Origin of the sequence: Mesorhizobium yinganensis (assembly GCF_040081985.1) — a bacterium.
In the GTDB taxonomy this organism is placed as follows: Bacteria; Pseudomonadota; Alphaproteobacteria; order Rhizobiales; family Rhizobiaceae; genus Kumtagia; species Kumtagia yinganensis.
Genome location: NZ_JBEBMH010000015.1, coordinates 127,673 through 148,200, shown reverse-complemented (window position 1 = coordinate 148,200; position 20,528 = coordinate 127,673). Strand labels below are relative to the sequence as shown.

Here is a 20,528-nt window from a genome sequence, read left to right as displayed (position 1 = left end):
CCGGTTCGGCGCGAGATGTCGCGGATCGAAAGATGGTCTCGGTAGTGCCAGCGTCGGATGACGCTCAATAACTCCATGTCGATCACTCCGATGTCCCCCACACAATCCGTGTGGGAGGAGCTTCAAACATGGGTCAATTCTCGATGGAAAAACCTCCGTCGACTGGGTCACTTCTCAGTGGAAATCAACACGCTGAGCTGGCGTTCCAGGCGGCTGAGCCGCTCGCGCGGCTCGGCCGCAAGGTCGCCATCATCTGCGACATGGGCGTGATGCCGCAAACCTGTCGGCATCGGGTCTCGGTCAATCCGTTCGGCTCGGCAGTGGCCGCCGCCAAGCATAAGCCCAAGGGGCTTATCTACGGCATCGACAACATCACGCACGCGCTCATTCCAGAGCCTGCAGAAGAAGATGACAGAAACAGCTATTTCCGATGGTGGCCGCGAAAATTCGTGGAGTTCGGCATGCGAACTCTTTTGAAACGCAGCACCGCGCTGGCGATTCCGGGCGGACTCTGGGCCCTTTTGAGCGATCCGGCAAAACTGCGCAAGTTTGCGGCGATCGAGGCTGAGGAAGGCGACCCCGCCCTGAAAGCGCTCGCCCAGAATATTCTGGAGATGGCCGGACACGAGCACTGGCCGCAGCATCTGGAGGCGGCGCAGCGGTCCGTGCGGCTCTTCAGTGCCGGGTCGTATCTCAATGATGCCGGCACCGGCACGACGACGACGCATGCCGAACTGGTCAAACAGGGTGCCATCGTGTTCCTCGTCGGGCCGCAGGCTTACGTCAACAAGCTCGGAGCCTATTATGCGCTCCACATCATGGCCTTCATCGACGCATTGTACGGCGGCGCCGGCTCTTTGCGCATTATCGCCGACGAGTTCACCAACGCCCCGCTGAAATCTCTGGTCGAGGCGCTCACGACCCTCAGGGCTTATGGTTGTGAAGTGCACATGATCGCGCAGAGCCGGTCCGAGATCGAGCGCAAGTTCGGTCGTCTCGGAGTCGAGACCATTGAAGAAAACGCTGTTGTAAAACAGTGGTTTGGCTTCTCTTCGTTTGCCGAGGCCGAACGCGTGTCCAAGGCATTAGGCGAGGAACTCGCGGTGATGAGCAGCCTCGGCGCTGACACCGAAAGCATGCGCCTGCAAACCAACATGAACCTGGGCCGACAGCGCTGGCTCTCAGCCGCCGAACTCATGGCGATGCCTCGGGACGAACAACTGATGCACGTCAAGGGAGTGGGCTTCGCCCGGGCAAGGACGATCGGCCAGCAGAACATCGCGCCCTACTGCCATCTGCTTGAAGCGAATCCGCTCGAAGGCCGCCCGCTCGCCCCCGATCCCTGGATCACGTTGACGACTCCCGACAAAGGAGTTCCGTCATGAGATTCGCCGCCATGTTCCTCTGGCTCGCGCTGCCGTTGGCTGGCTACGCCGCATATGCGACGCTGGGCGCGCCGCATATCTCGTGGAGCTACCGGTTCGTAGACAACGGCGATCCGTTCAATCCGCTCGCGAAGCGCTTCTACCTGGACTGCACTTTCGTCGGTCCGCTAGGGCAGTTCACCGTGCCGGCCGAAGCAGGACGTTGCGCCTGGATCAAGTTTTTCAAGCCGGCGACGGCTCAGTGAACGGATCTGAGAGAACAGGCGGCCGGCGGATCGATGATGCGGTCCTTAAGATTGAAGGCGATGCGCAGTTCCGACGTCGCCATGATCTTGAGCACGTCCAGCAAAAGTGCGGGTGTCATTTTTCCGCCCGCGATCAGCCCATCGCAATGGTCCCGGTCCTGTAGACCTAGACGGTAGGGGGCGACCGCCTCCCAGAAGGCGATGTAGTCGAGCGGCGCCAGCCACTCCTCGACATCCTGAATGTCCTGAAACACGACCATGATCCCATTGTGCCGGATCGCGGTCGGCGAACGCAAATTTGCTGCGAGGGATACGGCCATGTCGGACACGATAGAACAGCAGCTGGACGAGATGCTTCACAAGGCCTCGGTCTCGTTCGTCCGCAACATGCTCAGGACCGATGCCGACCTCGCCGAATTCAAGGCCATCGATGAGGACGTTTCCGGCAAGCAGGAACAGATGAACCTGCTTTACACTGAAGAATATTATACCCGCGTCGATGAGGTGCGCAAACGCCTCTACGACGAGGCCGCGCAGGCCAATCTCGATCATCCCGCACCGCCCGGCGGCGGCAACGACCGCGTCGGCTTCATCGAGACCGAGGCGCATCGCCGAGTGCGTCAGGCGCACGCCAACGACATGCAAGGGGTGCGCGACGAAGGACAGCAAGCCTTCGAGGATCTGCTGGGCCGCGCCCAGCGCCGCAACCAGACAAAGGGCATGGCAGTCGATGCGTTCCTCCGCGCCAGCGAGAGGCGTTCCGGCGAAGACCGCCGCACCATCCGCCACAGCCAGGATTGATGGAACCGCCGCGGGCTGCGGTTCGGTGCCATCTGAAACAAAGAAGAACGCCCGCGTTCCGCCCGCCGATCCGAGCAATCCAGGCAATATGACAAGAAGAACGCAACAAAATGATCCGGCTTTTGCTTGTCGGAGCTAGGACTGTTGTCCTATAAGTTCCTGATATGTTCTAAAAGGAAGAGGAGCAACGAACATGGACTACTTTTATGAACCCAATGAAGCTGAACGCGTCGCTCATTCCCGCGAAGGGTTCTCAGGCAGGCTGCTGAGCGACACGCAATTCGACGAATTCATGGGGATCACGCGCATAGTCGAACTGTCGATCAAAACCCAGGGTGCCTATACGGACAAGCTGACCGACTACGCCTATGCCGTGGCGCGCACTAACAAACTCGATCCGGGCCGTGCCGAGATTATCATCAGGGATCTCTTCAAGGAACGTACCGGGCTGACACCCAACCAGATGCTGCAAGGGTATCGCGATCGGGAGGAAAGCCTGACGAAGGAGCAAAAGTCCCTTGCTTTGGGGTTCGCTCGTGCAGTCGGCGCCATGATCAGGGGCGGCGATAAGATCAGCTTCAGCCGTTCTTATGCGCATCAGGCGCAGGAGCTGGCCGGTGAGCTCGGCATCACCCATGTCGGCGCAAAACGCCTGATGAAGGAAGAGTTCGCCGCCGTGGAGGATCGCGATCTCTACGAAGTCGGCAAGGAACTGGAAGGCCAATTTTTCCGGCCGCAGATCGAGGCGGAGAAGGAAGCTCGCGAGCGTACCCGCGACCGCGACCAGAGCTCGGAATCCTCCGCCCGCAACCGCACCATGAACGGCAGCGGCGGGCGCCGCAGCTACCAGCCACGCATTCGGCCTTGATGCGGAGGGCGGCGACATGCAGAGGGTGAATGACGGGCAACGGAGCGACGGGCGTGTCGGGGCGAACGCCGCTCGCACTGACGCCACGTTCCCGCACCAGCGGAAGGCCGGGGACGCAGAGCGGGAGGAACCGATGGACGCCGCTGCCGTTGCGGTCACTCGCAACAAGATCGAGGCTGGCCCGGAGGCCCCTCGCGGCTCTCCCGCGCCGGCTCTGCGCTTCGATTGGACCGATTGGCTGCCCTACCTCGAAGACCAGGATATTCCCGACGACCAGAAACGCGAACTGATCGAAACGCTCTGGTCGATCGTCGTTTCGTTCGTCGATATCGGTTGGCAGATTGCCCCCAACCCGCAAATTTGTGGGCAGGCGCTCGATTTGAAGGCTATCCTGACTGCTGCCAATCCCGGCAACGGAAAGGAGGCCGTATGAAACAAAAAAATCCCGAAAAACAAAAAGCAGTCATTTACTGCCGCGTGTCGTCGAAATCCCAGGAGGACGAGGGGCACGGATTGGTTAGCCAGGAGCATCGCTGCCGCCAACACGCGGCGGCCAAATCCTACGAGGTTGCTGCCGTGTTCCCGGACACGATCAGCGGCGGCGGCGACTTCATGAAGCGGCCGGGCATGGTCGCGCTTCTGAGCTTCCTCGACGCGCAGCCGGGCGAGCCCTTCGTCGTCATCTTCGACGATCTGAAGCGGTTTGCCCGCGATACCCGCTTCCACCTCGATCTGCGCGAAGCCTTCCGCAAGCGCGGCGCCCGCATAGAGTGCCTCAACTTCAAGTTCGACGACAGTCCCGAGGGCGAGTTCATCGAAACAATCATGGCCGCGCAGGGCGCGCTCGAACGCAAGCAGAATGGCCGTCAGGTCGCGCAGAAGATGAAAGCGCGCATGCAGTCGGGCTATTGGATTCACAATCCGCCCGTTGGTTATCGCTATGAAACCGTCAAAGGTCGGGGCAAATTGTTGATGCCGCAGGAGCCCTTCGCGACGATCGTCCGCGATGCGTTCGAAGGTTATGCGATGGGGCGCTTCCAGACCCAGGCGGAGGTGAAGCGCTTCCTGGAGAGTTTCCCGGAATTCCCTCGCGACCGCAAAGGCGTCCTCACGCAGCAGAGGGTAGCCGAACTTCTGACGCAACCGCTGTACACCGGTTACATCTGCAGCGAAACCTACGGCATCGATTGGCTCGAGGGCCATCACCAGCCGCTGATCAGCATGGAGACGTTCGACAAGGTGCAGGCCCGCCGCAATGGGATTGCCAAGGCTCCCTTGCGCAAGAACATCGGCGACGACTTCGTCATGCGCGGCATGGCCGTCTGCGCCGATTGCGGCGTGCCGTTGCGTTCGTCTTGGAGCAAGGGTCGCCGCAAGCCTTACGCCTACTATCTCTGCCAGGAGAAAACCTGCGAGAGCTACGGCAAGTCGATCCCGCGCGACAGGCTGGAACGTGATGTCGGCGAACTGGTCCGGCAGTTGGAGCCGACACAGACGCTATTTGCGATGGCGCGGGCCATGTTCGCCGCTGCCTGGGAACAGCGCCGCAGCCAGGCAACCGAGATCATCCTTTCTGGACGACGCCAGATCGAGGCGGCCGAAAAACAGATCGAGACCTTGCTATCTCGAATCATGGAAGCGTCGAACGCGACGGTCATCCGCAGCTACGAGAACAAGATCTCCGAACTGGAGCGCGGCAAGATCGTGCTCACCGAAAAGCTCGCCAATCAGGCCGAGCCAAAGGGAAAATTCGAGGAACAACTAGAACCGGCCCTCACATTCCTCGCAAACCCTTGGAAACTTTGGCAAACCGGTGATGTCGCACTGCGTCGCACCGTGCTCAAACTGGCCTTTGCCGACCGCATCGAATACTGTCGGAAACAGGGACCTAGAACACCGAAAATCGCCTTGCCGTTCAAGGCGTTGACGGGTCAAATACACCAGCAAGTCTGGTGTGGTGCGGATGAAGGGACTCGAACCCCCACGCCTTTCGGCACTGGAACCTAAATCCAGGGCGTCTACCAGTTCCGCCACATCCGCACTGACCCGGCATTCCCATGCCGTTGGGCTTCTGTCAACGGCGCAGGCGCACGCGACAAGCCGAGCGTTCAGTAGAGCGGCTCCTCGAACATCTTTGTGTCGCCGTCCATCAGCGCCTTGATCCGCGCCGCGCCGTCGGCGCCAACGGCCGCGAGGACACCGAAGCTGCGCACACGCATATCGCGCTCGATCGGCTTGCCTTCGCCTTCGGGAAGATAAAAGCGCTCGATACCGTAATGGACGCGGACCGGGTCAGGAGGAACTGAATAGGCGAGTTTGCCGCGCAGCTCGATCTCGCCCTCGGGAACCGGGGTTGCCGGCGGAGCATCGACGTAAGCGGAAGCCACACGCCAAAATCCGTCGGGCTGCCGCTTGAGGCGAACATAGACGTCGGCGCCGCGCTCGCTTTCGATCGGCGGACCGAAGGTCACGAGGTCGCGCGGAATGGTGGAGATGTCATAACCCAGCCGCACATAGTCGCCGCGCAGGAGATCGCGCGGGTCGACAGGCTCGACTTTCAGCAGCACCTCGCGGCCGTCGCGCAGCAGCGCGGCGCGAGCCGCGATGATCCACGACAGGAAGCCTATCTGGAGGACGGCCAGCACCAGTGCGGTAAAGAGCAGGCGGTAGCGGCGCATCACGCGGGCTCCATCTTCATGCGGCGTTCGATGCGGATGATGAGGAAGGCGGCGACGGCAAGCACCAGACCGACCGCCAGCAGCAGCCCGGCCGTGCCGAGCATGGTGCCGACGGTCGCCATATAGAGAAAACAGAGTTCGAAGGCGAAACCGAGATAGGCCAGCCAGCGCAGGCCGCGGCTGTCGCGGCCGAGCAGGTAGACCGTACCGGCGATGACGGCGAACACCACCAGCGCCGCCGCGACCAGCGCCGCTGCATTCTCCGTATGCTCGAACTGCAGCATGGCGGCGCCTGCCAGGAAACCCAGCAGCGCGTGCAGCGGCAGCCGGCCGTCGAGCTGCACGATTCGCTCCGCGGCCGGGCCGGCAAGCACCGACGCGATGAGCAGGACGAGCGAGACTGCGGCAAGCAACGACCCAAAGAGCGTGACATCGCGGTCGGCGGCCAGCATGACCGCGTAGGCAATCAGCGACAGGACCAGCAGATGCCGCGTCGCGGCGCTCCGGGTCCAGAGCGACACCAGCCATATAGCGGCGGCGACCAGCGGATAGGAGATCGGGACTAGACTCCTGCCCCATATGTCGAACCCCTCGGTGAACAGCCAGGACGCGGCGATGGCCGCTGCGCCGATCGTCAGCGGGCCGGAGCGCAACAGGACGGCGGCGAGGCCCGTCCCGGCGCACCACGTCAGGATCGCCATCTCCTCGTCGCCGGAGAGATGATACATCTGGCCGATCAGCGCGATGCCGCCGCCGAAGGCCGCGGCGGCCACCAGCCATGCCGCCTCAGCGAAGGCGTCGTGGCCGCGCAGCTTGACCAGCGCACCGCCGACGTAACCGGCAAGGATGAACGCGAACACGGCGAGCACGCGGGTCAGGCGCGGGATCGCCTCCCAATTGGAGGCAATGACCAGCAGAAGCGCGGCGCAAAGCAGGAGCGTCGCCATCATCATGAGAATGAAGCCGAAACTGAAGGAGCGCCGGTCGTTTTTCTCGGCGTCGCGCAACAGCGTCTCGCCGGTCGGGCGGTCGATCAAACCGCTGCCGACCCAGCGCTCGATGTCGCGTGCCAGCCGCTTCGAATATCCGCTCATCCCGCCCCTCGCACTCCAAGCGCCTGCGACTTTAGTTCGAGAGCGCAACCCTTTGACGCCAAGAAATAAATCCGAATCGACCGCAATTGCGCCGCACCCTCTAAGATCGCTTAATGCTGCAATGCACAAATCGCATTGCTGCTATGCGGGATAGGCACTTTTCATCGAAGCGGCGCGTGCTTATTTTCGGATCGTGAAAAAACGAAAAGAACGAAAGACGACACGAGAAAGACCATGAACCTGATCCGCAACTATCGCAACTGGCGCCGCTACCGGGAAACCGTTTCCGAGCTGAGCCGCCTGTCCAACCGCGAGCTTTCCGATCTCGGCTTCAGCCGCAGCGACATCCCCTACGTCGCGCGCAAGGCGATTTAAAGGAATTTCGCCGGAACCGACCTCCTCCCCGGTTCCGACGGATACGGCCAGTCTCTCCTCCTCCCGATGACTGGCCACCAAAACGGCACCCGCCGGACCTCCTCCCCCGGCGGGTGCTGTTGAAACAGCGCTTCGCACGCACCATATGCGAAAAGAACATCGCCGGCCCATCCTCCTCCCAGGGTTCGGCGACTACGGGCAGCCTTCACCTCCTCCCGAATGCTGCCCGGCCTATGCGACACCCGCCGGACCTCCTCCCCCGGCGGGTGTTGTGTCTTTAGGCCCCTCAAACCTTCCCAAGCGCCGAAATGCCTATCGTTCGCCCAGCACGCCGCGCGTGCGCCAGCGAGCCAGCGGCATGATGTCCGGCGCACCGCCGCCCGGCTCATACCAACTGTCGACCACCCACCTTTCCCCGGTCCTGTCGGCGATAACGGCGGCGAAGTGCGGATAACGGCGGTCGATGAAAAAGCCGCGAGATACCTTGCGCTGTACGGTATGGTGAAGAAGCAAGCCTCTGCTTTCCAACAGTTCGAGCAGGCTCGTCGTGTTGGTGGATTCGTCGATGCAGTCCATCTGGCCGCGCTCCCTGGCGCCTGCGAACTCACCCTTCGCACGGTCGCGGATTCCGATGGCCGCGGTGGCCCTGCGCTCGTAATATTGCACGGCCCTCGAGATTGCATTGCGTTCGGCCGCGGCCGAAGAAGCACCGCCGCGCATGATGGACGTGATGCTCTTCAAATCGCCCGGGCCGAATTCCAGCCGTGTCGCGAAGGTACAGGAATAGCCGTGGCAGACGGTCAACGGGACGGCATGGCTGACGCCTGCCGTCCCCATCACCGACAGAACAACCGACCCTGCAAGGGAAATGCTTTTGCCCAACCCCATTGACCGCATAGTGGAGGCGGCGTCGCTCACTTGCAAGCGGTGCCTAAAGTTGCTTTTCAGCCGCTCCGGACTTATGTCGGCCCCATGATCAAGAACCCTGTTCACATCATCGGCGGCGGGTTGGCCGGCTCCGAAGCGGCCTGGCAGGTGGCGCAGGCAGGCGTTCCGGTTGTCCTGCACGAAATGCGCCCGGTTCGCGGCACCGATGCGCACAAGACCGACGGCCTTGCCGAACTGGTCTGCTCGAATTCCTTCCGCTCCGACGATGCCCAAACCAACGCCGTCGGCCTGTTGCATGCCGAGATGCGGCTTGCCAACTCGCTGATCATGGCAAGCGGCGACGCGCACCAGGTGCCGGCCGGCGGCGCGCTTGCTGTCGACCGCGACGCATTCTCGGCCGCCGTGACGGCGAAGCTGGAAACGCATCCGCTGATCAGCATCGTGCGTGAGGAAGTGACCGGCCTGCCGCCGGAAGACTGGGATCAGGCGATCTTGGCCACCGGCCCGCTGACGGCTCCGTCGCTCGCCCAGGCGATCGCGGAAAGGACAGGCGCGGATGCGCTGGCCTTCTTCGACGCCATCGCGCCGATCGTGCATTTCGACACGATCGACATGAATGTCTGCTGGTTCCAGTCGCGCTACGACAAGGTCGGGCCGGGTGGCACCGGCAAGGATTACATCAACTGCCCGATGGACCGGGCGCAATATGAGGCCTTTGTCCAGGCTCTCGTCGACGGCCAGAAGACAGAATTCAAGCAATGGGAGGGCACGCCCTACTTCGACGGCTGCCTGCCGATCGAGGTCATGGCGGAGCGCGGCGTGGAGACGCTTCGGCACGGGCCGATGAAGCCGATGGGCCTGACCAACGCGCACAATCCGACGGTGAAGGCCTACGCGGTCGTGCAACTGCGCCAGGACAACGCGCTGGGCACGCTCTACAATATGGTCGGCTTCCAGACAAAACTGAAGCATGGCGAGCAGGTACGCGTCTTCCGGACCATTCCGGGACTGGAGAACGCGGACTTCGCGCGGCTCGGCGGCTTGCACCGCAACACCTACATCAACTCGCCGACGCTGCTCGACCCGACGCTGCGACTGAAGGGCCGACCCGGCCTGCGCTTCGCCGGCCAGATCACCGGCTGCGAAGGCTATGTCGAGAGTGCCGCGATCGGACTGCTGGCCGGACGCTTCGCCGCGGCGGAACGCCTTGGCCGGGAGGTATCGGTGCCGCCCGCGACCACCGCCTTCGGGGCGCTGCTCAACCACATCACCGGCGGGCATATCGTTTCCGACGACGAGCCCGGGAAACGCTCGTTCCAGCCGATGAACGTCAATTTCGGCCTGTTCCCGCCGCTGGACCCCGGCACGAAGTTGCGTCCCGACGATTTCGAAGGACGTTTTCGCGGCAAGGACAAGACGATCGCCAAGAAGAAGGCGACGACGGCAAGGGCCTTGCGCGATTGCCGGGCGTGGCTGGGAATTGCTCCGGCCGCGCAGGCGGCGGAGTAGTGCCGGCATCTTAGAGGTGAGAAGAGACATCATATCTCACCTTCGGCCGCTCAGCCTTCCGGAACGACAGAGCCGTTCTGCCAGGCAGTATTATCCCGCATATCCGCTTGGCATCTATTTCAACGTATGGAACCGGCGCGAGAGACCCGGCAGAGTTGAGTTACCCCTGAGAATTGGAAGCGAGCTTCAGCTAGGTCGTTCGAGGCTGCTTTCGATCTATGAGCGGCAGGCAACTAACGAGACGTTGGCGTCCGGCAAAGGCGGCGGGTCATCGGCGTGCCTTCTTCACGTTTGCGAGGACGCGGCAAACCTCTTAGTATGTTAAGACACAAGTTCACGGAGCGGACAAAATGGCGTCCATTTCAGTATCGACCGGCGTTGCCGATCGTGTTCGGGAATTAATCTCACAGGGCGCGTTCGGGTCCGAGAACGAAGTCCTCGACGCCGCCTTGAACGCGCTGGATCGCATCGAGAAGGACCGCGCTGACGATCTCGCCTGGGTCAAGGCGAAGATAAGAGCTTCGATCGAGGATAGGCGTCCGGGCTATACAACCGAAGAAGTATCGGAACACCTTCGCGATCTCTTCGAACGTGCGCAGAAACGTCATGATTCCGCCGCTTGAGGTGCACTATCGCGATGATGCTCGCACCGATCTCGACACGATTTTTTGGTACATAGCCCAGACCAGTGCAAATCCCCGGACTGCATTTGCCTATATCAAAAGACTTGAAGAGCGCTGCCGAAAGATCGGCGAAGCTCCGCGCATGGGACGAATACGGGACGACCTATCTCCCGGCTTGCGTACCGTCGCTTTCGAACGATCCGCCATCATCTGTTATCTCATCGAAGATCAGATCGTCTGGATAACCAACATTTTTCGCCGGGGACGCAATTTCGAGGCAGTTTTGCGGGGCGAACAACCCGAATCGGAAAACGATTAGCAAATCGACCCGATGGCCCAGTCGGGAAAAAGCGTCTGCCTACCATCCCTTCGACGCCGCGCGGAACAGCGTCCACTGCCGTTTCCAGCCGGGAGCGTCGGCCGGTTCGGTCAGCATTTTCGGCCCGTTTGCTGAAATCGCGGCGAAATAGGTCGGTACCAACGCCACCGGCAGGAAGGCGGGACGCAGGCTGGGCGGCAAGGAAGCCGCATCCATCCGGAACGATTGGTAGTGTTCAGTCGCCAGCGCGACCATGGCGTCGACCGCGTTGGCGACCGATGGGCTCCGCGCTCCCGAGACGAACTCCTCCGGCGTCGTGCCGGCGGCGGCCAGAATGTCGCGCGGCACGTAGCATTGGCCCCTCGCCCGGTGCAGCGGCAACAGGCGCAGAATGCCGGTGATGGCCTGCGCGCAGCCGGCATGGCCGGCGAGTGCGGCGAAATCCGGCGCGGACTTTGCATCGAGCACCATCGCCGTCAGTTGGATCAGCGCGCCCGCCGTCTCGCCGCAATAGCCTTCGAGATCGGTGCGCGACGGCATCGGGTCGTCGTAGAGGTCGAAGACACGGGCGTCGAGATAATTTTCGAAGGCGCGTTCGGGCAGGCCATGCCCGTCGATCGTCCTGAGCAGCGCGTCGGCGACGGGGTGGCCGGTCGCCTCGCCAGCGTTGCGGCCGGCGATGACGTCGCGCCACCATTGCAGCCTGACTTCGCCCGGCAGCGCTTCGCGGATACGGTCGCGGATACCGGCGATTTCGGCGTTGAAGGCATAGAGCGAAAGCAGCGCGTCGCGCTTTGCCTGCGGTGCGTAGAGCGCACTGAGATAGCGGTCGTAATCCGCGGCGCGGACCTGATCGGCCACGAGCTTTTTTTCATCCGCCACGGCTCAGTCTCGGATGCCTAGTCGACAGCGATCAGGGCGGCCGCGACCGCGCGATCCTCGGCCAGCAGCACGTTGTAGGTGCGGACCGCGGCGCCGGTCGACATGGGATCGGCGGAAATCCGAACCTCCTTCAGCGCCGCCCGCAAGGCGGCAGGCAGAGGCCGCAAATTCCTGCCGGTGCCGACCAGAAGAATCTCGACGCTGTCGGCCTCGGCGATCAACCGGGTAAAATCGGCGGGCGTCAGCGCCGCCGGATCGGCGGGCTCCCAGCCATAGACGCCGGAGGGCAGGCAGAGGAGCGAGCCCCGATGCGACATGTCGGCAAAGCGGAAGCCGCCGTTGCCGTAGGCTTCGATCGGCGCCCTGCCCGGAAAATGCGCGTCTCTGATGACGATGCCGGCCGTCACGAAGCGGCCGGTCAGGTCTGTGAAGGCTGGGCAGTCGTCGGCAGCTTGGCGTCGTCCTTGCCGTCCGCCTCGGAGCCTTCAGGCCGCAATCTGAACAGGATCAGCAGCGGGCCGGCGACGAAGATCGACGAATAGGTGCCGACGAGGATGCCGAAGATCATGGCGAAGGTGAAGGAACGGATGACCTCGCCGCCGAACAGATAGAGTGCGATCAGCGCCAGCAGCGTGGTGACGCCGGTGAGCACGGTGCGCGAGAGCGTCTGGTTCATCGACAGGTCAAGCAATTGCTCGATCGGCATCTTCTTGTACTTGCGCAGATTCTCGCGGACGCGGTCGTAGACCACGACGGTATCGTTGATCGAATAGCCGACGATGGTGAGGATCGCCGCGATACTGGTCAGGTTGAACTCCAGACCGGATATGACGTAGAGCCCGACCATCATGGTGACGTCGTGGACCGTGGCGATCACCGCGCCCAGGCCGAACTGCCATTCGAAGCGGAACCAGATGTAGATCAGCATCGCCACCAGTGAGGCGAGGATTCCCATGGTGCCGGCCCAGGCGAGTTCCGACGACACCGTCGGGCCGACCGATTCCACGCGGCGGAAATCGTAACTGTCGGCCAGTGAGAGCCTCACCTTCTCGACGACGCTTTGTTCGGCATTGTCGCCGGCATTCTGACCTTCGACGCGGATAAGCAGGTCGCGGTCCGACCCGAACTCCTGAACCTGGACATCACCCATGTTGAGTTCGCTCAGCACCTCGCGCACGGCGGCCGAGTCGGCCGGGCCGTCCTTGGACTGGACCTCGATGCTGGTGCCGCCCCGGAAATCGATGCCGTAGTTCATCTCGATCGAGAAGAACAGGACCACCGCCGCCAGAGATGCCACCGCCGAAAGCGTGAAAGCATAGCGGCGCCAGCTCATGAACGGCAGCTTGGTGTCGTCCGGGATGAAGCGGATAAGGCCGTTCGGCAGTTCCTTCGGCTTGAAGTGTTTGAGCCACATCGCGATCATCCACCGCGTCAGCGTAAACGCCGTGAAGACGGTCGTCACGATGCCGATGGCGAGCGTGACGGCGAAACCCTTCACCGGGCCGGTGCCCATATAGAACAGGATGACCGCGGCGATGAAGGTGGTGAAATTGGCATCGACGATGGTCGCCAATGCGCGTGCAAAACCCTGGTCGAGCGACTGGACCAGAGAGCGGCCCCATCGCCGCTCCTCGCGGACACGCTCGTAGATGATGACGTTGGAGTCGACCGCCATGCCGACGGTCAGCACGATGCCGGCGATGCCGGGCATGGTCAGCGTGGCGCCGAGCACGGACAGGATGGCGATGATCAGGATGACGTTGGCGGCGAGCGCGACATTGGCGATGATGCCCAGCGTGCCGTAGGCGACCAACATGAAGCCCACCACCAGGATGCCGGCGATTATGGCGGCGAACTCACCGGCGGCGACGGAGTCGGCGCCAAGGCTCGGGCCGACCGTGCGTTCCTCGACGATGGTGAGGTCGGCGGGCAGTGCGCCGGCGCGAAGCAGAACGGCCAGGTCGTTGGCGGATTCAGGGGTAAAGTTTCCGGAGATCTGGCCGCTGCCGCCGAGGATCGGCTCGTTGATGCGCGGCGCCGAGATCACCTGATTGTCGAGGATGATGGCAAAGAGTTTTCCGACATTCTGCTGGGTCGCCTGGCCGAAGCGGGCCGCGCCCTTGCCGTCGAAACGGAAGGAGACCACTGGCTCGTTGGTGCGCTGGTCGAAGGTCGCCTGGGCGTCGGTGAGGTTTTCACCCGAGACGATGACCCGATCCTCGATCAGATAGGGGACCGGCGGATCGTCGGTGGAATAGAGCACGCTGGAGCCTGCCGGCGGGCGGCCCTGAATGGCTTCCTGCACGGCCATGGACTGATCGACCATCTGGAAGGTCAGCTTGGCGGTCTGGCCGAGGATATCTTTCAGGCGCTGCGGATCCTGGAGGCCGGGCACCTGAACCAGCACGCGGTCGGCGCCCTGGCGCTGGATGGTCGGCTCGGTGGTGCCGAGTTCGTTGACGCGCCGGCCGATCACCTCGATCGACTGGGTGACGGCCGAGGACATGCGGTAGTTGATGCCCTCTTCCGTCAGCGTATAGCGCAGCAGCCCCTGCTCGGGCTCTTCCAGCGTCAGTTCCGAGATCGCGCCGGTGCCGAACAGGCTGTTGGTCACCGGCTGGAGGAGCGACGCGAGCGCGGTCTTGGCCTTCTCGACCTCATTGGCCTCGCGGATGCGCACCTGCACCGACGTACCGGTTCCTGAAAGGCCGGTGTAGCCGATCTTGGCGTCGCGCAGCAGGGTGCGGATATCGTCACGCACCGTCTGCAGGCGCTCGTTGACGAGGTCGTTGCGGTCGACTGCAAGCAGGATGTGGGAGCCGCCCTGCAGGTCGAGGCCGAGCGTCATCGGACGGTCGGGCACCCAGCTCGGCAGGCTGGCGCGGAAAGAGTCCGAGAACAGGTTGGGGATGGCAAAAATCACGCCCAGGAGCACGACGCCCCAGATCGAAATCGTCTTCCAGCGTGAAAAATAGAGCATCTTGCCTCTGTCAGTCCGACCAGTCGGAAGTATAGTCCCCGAAGGCGTTTATTTCTTGACGTTCTGGTTGGCGACGGGCTCGCCGCGCACGCGCACATCGGCAATCGTCGAGCGCAGCGCGGTGACTTTCGTGCCGCCGAGGTCGATCTCAAGCTCGTTGTCGTCGATGACGCGCGTGACCTTGCCGACGAAGCCGCCGCCGGTGACGACCGTGTCGCCCTTGCGGACGGCAGCCAGCATCTCCTGGCGCTTCTTCAACTGCGTGCGCTGCGGCCGGATGATGAGGAAATACATGATCACGAAGATCAGCACGAAAGGCAGGATGCTGATGAACATGTCGGGGGACGCACCCACGCCTTGCGCGTATGCCGGTGTCACGATCATGCAGTCTGCTCCTGAAACGGAAAAAGGGCCTCGCGAGGCCCGCCAAAGTTGGCCGGAATATAGTCAGTCGAACCGTCAATGCAACTACACCTGTAGGCATTGCCGGCGGTTTTCAGCGCCGATTCCGGCCATTCTCGCGGTTTATCGCCGCAGGCCGCGAGACATCGTGAGGCATGATCGTCTTTTGCCGCATCTGGACCACCGCCCGCCCCTTGGGCGACGGGCGGGATTCGCGTATCGCTGGCGGCCGACAGACCCATGCTAAACCTGACCGGACCGATTTCATGCCCACCCCATCGCTGCAAGCCCTTCTCGACCGGATCGACCGACTGACCGCGGCCGTCGACCGCATCGCCCCTCCTCCGCCTGACGAAGCCGACCTGGACGCGGCGGACTGCTTCGTGTGGTCGGCCGAACTGGGCGTGCTGGAGCCGGTGCATCGGGTGAACCGCGTCGAGATCGGGCTGATCCGGGGCGTCGACCGGGTGCGCGACATTCTCGTCGACAACACGCAGCGCTTCGCCGCGGGCCTGCCTGCCAACAACGTGCTGCTGTGGGGCGCGCGCGGCATGGGAAAATCGTCGCTGGTGAAGGCTGCGCATGCGACGATCAATCATCAAAGCGCCGATGGATCACGCCTGAAGCTGGTCGAGATCCATCGCGAGGACATCGACACGTTGCCCCGGCTGATGACGATTTTGAAGAAGGCGCCGCACCGCTTCGTCCTGTTCTGCGACGACCTTTCCTTCGACCACGACGATACGTCGTACAAGTCGCTGAAAGCAGCGCTCGAAGGCGGCGTCGAAGGGCGGCCGGCCAACGTCATCTTCTACGCGACCTCGAACCGCCGGCACCTGCTGCCGCGCGACATGATCGACAACGAGCGCTCGACGGCGATCAATCCGTCCGAGGCGGTCGAGGAGAAGGTTTCCCTTTCCGACCGTTTCGGCCTCTGGCTGGGTTTCCACAAATGTTCGCAGGACGACTATCTGGAGATGATCGACGGCTATGTCCGCTATCACGGGCTGGAGATGGACCCGGATACGCTGCGCGCCGAAGCGCTGGAATGGGCGACCACGCGCGGCAGCCGCTCGGGCCGCGTCGCCTGGCAGTTCGTGCAGGATCTGGCCGGGCGGCTGGGCAAGCCGCTGAAGGATTGACCCGTCAAGCGCGTCCTTCGAGACTTGCCTCGAAGGACGTGCCGGATTCCGAGACGCCTATTCCAAATAGGTCGTCGGATCGACCGGCGCGGAGTTCTTGCGCACCTCGAAATGCAGTTTCGGTGCATTGGCGTTGCCGCTCATGCCCGAAACGGCGATCTCGTCGCCGCGCTTGACCTTCTGGCCGCGCTGCACCTTGAGTTGGCTGGCGTGGCCATAGACGGTGACCAGGCCGTCCTCGTGGCGGACCAGCACGGTGTTGCCGAATTCCTTCAAGCCGTCGCCGGCATAGATGACCACGCCGTTCTCGGCAGCCTTGACCGGCGTGCCTTCCGGAACCGCGATGTCGATGCCGTCCTTCTCGCCGCCGCCACCCTTGCTGTAGCCGGAGATCACTTTCCCGCGCACCGGCCAGCGCATGCGGTCGATGCCGGTGGAGTTCGGCGCGGCCGCCTCCGATTTTTCGGCCTGCTCGATGACCTTTCCGTCGTTCTTCGGCGGAGCGGCCGCCGCGACCGTCTCTTGCTGCGCGACCTTCTTGGGCGCTGCCGGAACGGCGCTGGTCGAGACCGGATCGACAGCCTGGGCGGGAGCCGCCTTGGCGACGACGGTCTCGCCGGGCGCCGGAACCTTCAGCGTCTGGCCGATCTTCAGAACCCCGTCCTGCATGCCGTTGGCGGCTTTGAGCGCGGTGACGCTCACCCCGGTCTTGCGGGAGATCTTCGACAAAGTGTCTCCCGATTCGACCGTGTAGGCGCCCTTGGCGGCGGCGGTCTTGACCGGTTCGGCCTTGGCCGGCTGCGCCTTGGCTTGCTCGGTCTTGGCCTGGTCGGTCTTCGCCTGCTTGTCGGGCTGCTTGGCATTGTTGGACGCAGTCAAGCCCGCCGCCGCGGGCGCTTCCTTCACCTTGGGCGATTGCGGGAGGACGGCGACCTTCTCCTGCGGCGCCTTCGACGGCACCGGCACCTTGTTTGCCGGCACGTCGAATTTCGTCGAGGCCGAGGATCCATCCGCGACCGTCCCGGTCGGCTTGCGGTCGAGCGGTTCGGCGGAAGCCAGTTTCGGTGCGGCCGGCCTTGGCTTTTGGGCTTCCGCGACGGGAACCCTCAGCGTGTGCTCGGCGGGCGGAGCCGCCGCCGGCGCCGGCGCCGGTTGCGCCACGGCCACGCGCGCCGGCTGCGCAGGAACGGCCGGCGGCGGCAACGGCTGCGCCGCGACCGGCGAGAGCGCACCGCGGTTGACCGAGCCCGTCGAGACGCCATCGACGGGAGCGGCCGCGACCCGGGCATTGTCGCCGGGATAAGGCTGACTGTCACCGTTGATGATCTGGCGCTGGTTGGCGGTCGAGCCTGTAAAGACATCGTCCGTGGAATTGAACCGGGAGAATTGCGAGCTACAGCCCGCCGTCATTCCCGTCATCAAGAGCAGGGCCGCGCCGCACCAAAGCCTGCGCTTATCCGACCGCAATACACTCACCAGCATCGCAATGACCCGCTTACACCCGGTACAAACACAGGCATGATTAAAGCGCGTTAATCTTACTGGTCGGTTAAGAGCGGCGGCGTTCGCGCCGAAATTTTAAGGCTGTCGGAGCGTGTCGCTCCAAATCGATCCGGTCAGAGAACGGCGGCGGCACCTTTGAGGATCGGCTGGAAACGAACCTCGCCGATGTCCTCGCGCTCGAAGCGGCTGCCGACTTTCGTCAGCCGCACCAGAACCTGCTTGCCCTCCTCCGGGCCGATTGCCGCCACCATCGTGCCGCCGGTCGAAAGCTGGTCGACGAAGATTCGCGGATGGCTGTCGAACGCGGCCCAGACGACGATGCGGTCGAAGGGGCCCTCGCTGGCAAGCCCGTTCGCGCCGTCTGCCTGGCGGGCAATCACGTTCTGGATGCCGAACTGCTCGAAGCGCATGCGCGCCTGTTCGACCAGCGATTTGTAGCGGTCGATGGTGGTGACGCGCCCGGCCAGCCGCGAGATGACGGCCGCGGTGTAGCCGGAGCCCGTGCCGACCTCCAGAACGCGGTTGCCGGGTTCGAAGGCGAGCGCCGAAAGAATCTGCGCCTGGAGATCGGCGCCCTCGATCGCCTCGCCGCATCCGATCGGCAACATGCGATCCGACCAGGCAAGGTCGTGAAAATGGCCCGCCAGGAAGGGAGCGCGCGGCGTCGCCTCGAAGGCGGCAAGGACGTTGCCCGTCACGCCGCCCTTGCCGCGCATGCGCAGCATGAAGGCGGCGAAACCCTCGCGACCCGGCGTTCCGATCATCATGCAAGCGCCTTCGTGAGCTGGTCGCGCAACTCGTGCGCGGTCAAATCCATCTTCAGGGGCGTCACGGCAATGCGGCGGTGACCCAGTGCATGCAGGTCGGTGCCGGCGAGCGGCTCGGTGGTGCCGCGGCCGAAGCGCAGCCAGTAATAAGGAAAACCGCGCCCGTCGGCGCGTTCGTCGATCCACATGCCGTAGCCGAGTTTTCCCTGCCCGGTGACGCTGACGCCCTCGACTTCGTCCGGCACGCAGTTCGGGAAGTTAAGGTTGAGGAACACGCCCTCCGGCAGGTCGGTCGACAGCAGCTTGTCCAGCAGCGCCGGCGCGTGCGCCTCGGTCGTCTCCCACGGCACGTCGCGGCCGATATCCTGCTTCAACACATAGGCCTGGCTGAGCGCGATCGAGCGGATGCCGAGCAGCGTGCCTTCCATGGCGCCGGCCACCGTGCCGGAATAGGTGATGTCGTCGGCGACGTTGGACCCCGAATTGACGCCGGAGAGGATCAGGTCCGGCGGCTCCGGCATCAGCTTCTTGACACCCATGATGACGCAGTCGGTCGGTGTGCCCCGCACGGCGAAATGCCGGTCGTCGAGCTTTCGCATACGCAGCGGCTGCGACAGCGACAGCGAATGCGCAAAACCCGACTGGTCGGCTTCCGGCGCGACGACCCAAACGTCGTCGCTCAACTGACGCGCGATGCGCTCCAGGCATGACAGGCCATCGGCATGGATGCCGTCGTCATTGGTGAGAAGAATGCGCACGGTCAGGCCCCGATCTTTTCGAGCCCACCCATATAGGGCCGCAATGCTTCAGGAATGCTAACGGAACCATCCTGGTTCTGGTAATTCTCGATGACGGCGATCAGCGCGCGGCCTACGGCGACGCCGGAGCCATTCAGCGTGTGGACGAAGCGCGTCGCCTTCTCGTCCTTCGGCCGGTAGCGGGCATCCATGCGGCGCGCCTGGAAATCGCCGCAGACCGAGCAGGACGAGATTTCCCGATAGGCGTTCTGGCCGGGCAGCCACACCTCGATGTCGTAGGTCTTTTGCGCGCCGAAACCCATGTCGCCGGTGCAGAGCGCCACCGTGCGGAACGGCAGGCCGAGGCGCTTCAGCACCTCCTCGGCGCATTGGGTCATGCGCTCGTGTTCGGCGAGCGAGCTCTGCTGGTCGGTGATGGAGACCAGCTCGACCTTGTAGAACTGGTGCTGGCGCAACATACCGCGCGTGTCGCGGCCGGCCGAGCCCGCCTCGGAACGGAAGCACGGGGTCAGCGCGGTGTAGCGGAGCGGCAGTTGGTCATGCTTGAGGATTTCTTCGCGCACCAAGTTTGTCAGCGGAGGTTCGGAGGTGGGGATGAGGCCGAGACGGCCTTCACCATGACGAACGAAGAACAGGTCTTCCTCGAACTTCGGCAGGCTACCGGTTCCATAGAGCACTTCATCGCGGACCAGCAGTGGCGGCTGCACTTCCGTGTAGCCATGTTCGCTCGTGTGCAGGTCGAGCATGAACTGGCCGAGCGCGCGTTCGAGCCGTGCAAGCTGGCCCTTCAAAATGGTGAAGCGGGCGCCAGACAATTTCGCGGCGCGCTCGAAATCCATGAGGCCGAGCGCCTCGCCGATCTCGAAATGCTCCTTCGTCCAGTTGGGACGCGCTTTGATCTCGCCGACCTTGCGGACCTCGACATTGCCGTGCTCGTCGGCGCCGACCGGCACATCGTCCAGCGGCACGTTGGGGAGCACGGCAAGTGCATCCTCCAGCGCCTTGTCGTTCCTGCGCTCGGTCTCCTGCGCCTCGGCCAGAAACGCCTTGATGCCGTTGACCTCTTCCTTGAGCGTTTCGGCCAGCGCCATGTCCTTGTTGCGCATGGCATTGCCGATCTCCTTGGAGGCGGCGTTGCGGCGCTCCTGCTTGACCTGCAATTCGCCGAGATGGGCGCGGCGCGATTCGTCCTTCAAAATGACGTCGTCGACAGCCGCCTGCGCGTCCTCCTCGGACCATTGGCGCTTCACCAGCGCGTCGATCAGGGCCTGCGGTTTCTCGCGAATCCATTTGATGTCTAGCATGGGCG

23 protein-coding genes, 1 tRNA gene and 2 pseudogenes are annotated in these 20,528 nt (G+C 63.3%); 10 read left to right on the top strand and 16 right to left on the bottom strand.

The genetic code is table 11. The annotated features are described in order from the left end of the window. Nucleotides 1-128: 128 nt before the first annotated feature. Together ABMA59_RS24015 and ABMA59_RS24010 are read left to right on the top strand one after the other, a co-directional pair. Nucleotides 129-1,385, top strand: a complete 1,257-nt coding sequence (locus tag ABMA59_RS24015; protein WP_349007919.1) for a type IV secretory system conjugative DNA transfer family protein — start codon at nt 129-131, stop codon at nt 1,383-1,385. Continuing rightward, nucleotides 1,382-1,630 carry a hypothetical protein gene (locus tag ABMA59_RS24010; protein ID WP_349007918.1) on the top strand — a complete coding sequence of 83 codons (249 nt, stop codon included), beginning with the start codon at nt 1,382-1,384 and terminating at the stop codon, nt 1,628-1,630. The genes ABMA59_RS24015 and ABMA59_RS24010 overlap by 4 nt, the downstream gene beginning before the upstream one ends. Here the strand turns inward: ABMA59_RS24010 and ABMA59_RS24005 are convergent. Then, a complete protein-coding gene (locus ABMA59_RS24005) occupies nt 1,624-1,890 on the bottom strand; it encodes a hypothetical protein (protein WP_349007917.1) in 267 nt (88 codons plus the stop codon). The genes ABMA59_RS24010 and ABMA59_RS24005 overlap by 7 nt on opposite strands. 58 nt (nt 1,891-1,948) lie before the next feature. Here ABMA59_RS24005 and ABMA59_RS24000 point away from each other — a divergent pair, with 58 nt between their 5' ends. The 3 genes and pseudogenes from ABMA59_RS24000 to ABMA59_RS37275 form a co-directional block, all read left to right on the top strand. Further along, nucleotides 1,949-2,431, top strand: coding sequence for a hypothetical protein (locus ABMA59_RS24000; protein WP_349007916.1), 483 nt, complete (start codon nt 1,949-1,951; stop codon nt 2,429-2,431). Between the two features lie 193 nt (nt 2,432-2,624). Next, entirely contained in the window at nt 2,625-3,299 is a 675-nt protein-coding gene (locus ABMA59_RS23995) for a hypothetical protein (RefSeq protein WP_349007915.1), read from the top strand. Nucleotides 3,300-3,728: 429 nt separating this feature from the next. Further along, nucleotides 3,729-4,496: pseudogene (locus ABMA59_RS37275) on the top strand (recombinase family protein); the annotation flags it as partial. Between the two features lie 5 nt (nt 4,497-4,501). Here ABMA59_RS37275 and ABMA59_RS23985 read toward each other — a convergent pair. Next, nucleotides 4,502-4,663 carry a hypothetical protein gene (locus ABMA59_RS23985; RefSeq protein WP_349007913.1) on the bottom strand — a complete coding sequence of 54 codons (162 nt, stop codon included), beginning with the start codon at nt 4,661-4,663 and terminating at the stop codon, nt 4,502-4,504. On the opposite strand from ABMA59_RS23985, the pseudogene ABMA59_RS37270 reads away from it, so the two are divergent. Next, nucleotides 4,638-4,712 (top strand): annotated as a pseudogene (locus ABMA59_RS37270) (hypothetical protein); the annotation flags it as partial. The gene ABMA59_RS23985 and the pseudogene ABMA59_RS37270 sit on opposite strands and share 26 nt — an antisense overlap. A 5-nt stretch (nt 4,713-4,717) precedes the next feature. On the opposite strand, the gene ABMA59_RS23980 reads toward ABMA59_RS37270, so the two are convergent. The 4 genes from ABMA59_RS23980 to ABMA59_RS23965 form a co-directional block, all read right to left on the bottom strand. Then, nucleotides 4,718-4,957 carry a hypothetical protein gene (locus ABMA59_RS23980; RefSeq protein ID WP_349007912.1) on the bottom strand — a complete coding sequence of 80 codons (240 nt, stop codon included), beginning with the start codon at nt 4,955-4,957 and terminating at the stop codon, nt 4,718-4,720. 297 nt (nt 4,958-5,254) lie between these two features. Next, nucleotides 5,255-5,339 (bottom strand) — tRNA-Leu (locus ABMA59_RS23975). Nucleotides 5,340-5,407: 68 nt separating this feature from the next. Further along, nucleotides 5,408-5,977 carry a GDYXXLXY domain-containing protein gene (locus tag ABMA59_RS23970; RefSeq protein ID WP_349007911.1) on the bottom strand — a complete coding sequence of 190 codons (570 nt, stop codon included), beginning with the start codon at nt 5,975-5,977 and terminating at the stop codon, nt 5,408-5,410. Further along, a complete protein-coding gene (locus ABMA59_RS23965) occupies nt 5,977-7,071 on the bottom strand; it encodes a DUF2157 domain-containing protein (RefSeq protein ID WP_349007910.1) in 1,095 nt (364 codons plus the stop codon). The genes ABMA59_RS23970 and ABMA59_RS23965 overlap by 1 nt, the downstream gene beginning before the upstream one ends. Before the next feature lie 234 nt (nt 7,072-7,305). Between ABMA59_RS23965 and ABMA59_RS23960 the strand changes: the two genes are divergently transcribed. Continuing rightward, complete coding sequence (locus ABMA59_RS23960; RefSeq protein ID WP_308055198.1) at nt 7,306-7,446, top strand: DUF1127 domain-containing protein; 141 nt, start codon at nt 7,306-7,308, stop codon at nt 7,444-7,446. Between the two features lie 312 nt (nt 7,447-7,758). On the opposite strand, the gene ABMA59_RS23955 is transcribed toward ABMA59_RS23960, so the two are convergent. Then, complete coding sequence (locus tag ABMA59_RS23955) at nt 7,759-8,364, bottom strand: hypothetical protein (RefSeq protein WP_349007909.1); 606 nt, start codon at nt 8,362-8,364, stop codon at nt 7,759-7,761. A gap of 54 nt (nt 8,365-8,418) precedes the next feature. Between ABMA59_RS23955 and trmFO the strand changes: the two genes are divergently transcribed. After that, nucleotides 8,419-9,843, top strand: coding sequence for a methylenetetrahydrofolate--tRNA-(uracil(54)-C(5))-methyltransferase (FADH(2)-oxidizing) TrmFO (trmFO, locus tag ABMA59_RS23950; RefSeq protein WP_349007908.1), 1,425 nt, complete (start codon nt 8,419-8,421; stop codon nt 9,841-9,843). A gap of 404 nt (nt 9,844-10,247) precedes the next feature. Here the strand turns inward: trmFO and ABMA59_RS23945 are convergent, their stop codons facing one another. Continuing rightward, nucleotides 10,248-10,451: a hypothetical protein gene (locus ABMA59_RS23945; protein WP_349007907.1), complete on the bottom strand. Its 204-nt coding sequence runs from the start codon at nt 10,449-10,451 to the stop codon at nt 10,248-10,250. Here ABMA59_RS23945 and ABMA59_RS23940 point away from each other — a divergent pair. Beyond that, nucleotides 10,450-10,785, top strand: coding sequence for a type II toxin-antitoxin system RelE/ParE family toxin (locus tag ABMA59_RS23940; protein WP_349007906.1), 336 nt, complete (start codon nt 10,450-10,452; stop codon nt 10,783-10,785). The two genes, ABMA59_RS23945 and ABMA59_RS23940, sit on opposite strands and share 2 nt — an antisense overlap. Nucleotides 10,786-10,824: 39 nt before the next feature. On the opposite strand, the gene ABMA59_RS23935 is transcribed toward ABMA59_RS23940, so the two are convergent. The 4 genes from ABMA59_RS23935 to yajC are packed head-to-tail and all read right to left on the bottom strand — an operon-like array spanning nt 10,825 to nt 15,031. Continuing rightward, nucleotides 10,825-11,667, bottom strand: a complete 843-nt coding sequence (locus ABMA59_RS23935) for a phytoene/squalene synthase family protein (RefSeq protein ID WP_349007905.1) — start codon at nt 11,665-11,667, stop codon at nt 10,825-10,827. 17 nt (nt 11,668-11,684) lie between these two features. Next, a complete protein-coding gene (locus tag ABMA59_RS23930) occupies nt 11,685-12,074 on the bottom strand; it encodes an Mth938-like domain-containing protein (RefSeq protein ID WP_349007904.1) in 390 nt (129 codons plus the stop codon). A gap of 11 nt (nt 12,075-12,085) precedes the next feature. Next, nucleotides 12,086-14,647, bottom strand: a complete 2,562-nt coding sequence (gene secDF / locus ABMA59_RS23925; protein ID WP_349007903.1) for a protein translocase subunit SecDF — start codon at nt 14,645-14,647, stop codon at nt 12,086-12,088. A 48-nt stretch (nt 14,648-14,695) separates the two neighbouring features. Then, nucleotides 14,696-15,031: a preprotein translocase subunit YajC gene (gene yajC, locus ABMA59_RS23920; RefSeq protein ID WP_349007902.1), complete on the bottom strand. Its 336-nt coding sequence runs from the start codon at nt 15,029-15,031 to the stop codon at nt 14,696-14,698. A 284-nt stretch (nt 15,032-15,315) separates the two neighbouring features. Between yajC and ABMA59_RS23915 the strand changes: the two genes are divergently transcribed. After that, complete coding sequence (locus tag ABMA59_RS23915) at nt 15,316-16,191, top strand: ATP-binding protein (RefSeq protein WP_349007901.1); 876 nt, start codon at nt 15,316-15,318, stop codon at nt 16,189-16,191. A gap of 57 nt (nt 16,192-16,248) precedes the next feature. Here ABMA59_RS23915 and ABMA59_RS23910 read toward each other — a convergent pair whose 3' ends face one another. From ABMA59_RS23910 to serS, 4 genes are all read right to left on the bottom strand, one after another. Next, nucleotides 16,249-17,601, bottom strand: coding sequence for a peptidoglycan DD-metalloendopeptidase family protein (locus ABMA59_RS23910; RefSeq protein ID WP_425475976.1), 1,353 nt, complete (start codon nt 17,599-17,601; stop codon nt 16,249-16,251). Between the two features lie 206 nt (nt 17,602-17,807). Continuing rightward, nucleotides 17,808-18,461 (bottom strand): protein-L-isoaspartate(D-aspartate) O-methyltransferase, encoded by a 654-nt coding sequence (locus tag ABMA59_RS23905; RefSeq protein WP_349007899.1) that lies wholly within the window; start codon nt 18,459-18,461, stop codon nt 17,808-17,810. Continuing rightward, entirely contained in the window at nt 18,458-19,219 is a 762-nt protein-coding gene (gene surE, locus ABMA59_RS23900; protein WP_349007898.1) for a 5'/3'-nucleotidase SurE, read from the bottom strand. The genes ABMA59_RS23905 and surE overlap by 4 nt, the downstream gene beginning before the upstream one ends. Nucleotides 19,220-19,221: 2 nt before the next feature. Beyond that, nucleotides 19,222-20,523 carry a serine--tRNA ligase gene (serS, locus tag ABMA59_RS23895; protein ID WP_349007897.1) on the bottom strand — a complete coding sequence of 434 codons (1,302 nt, stop codon included), beginning with the start codon at nt 20,521-20,523 and terminating at the stop codon, nt 19,222-19,224. Nucleotides 20,524-20,528 lie beyond the last annotated feature (5 nt).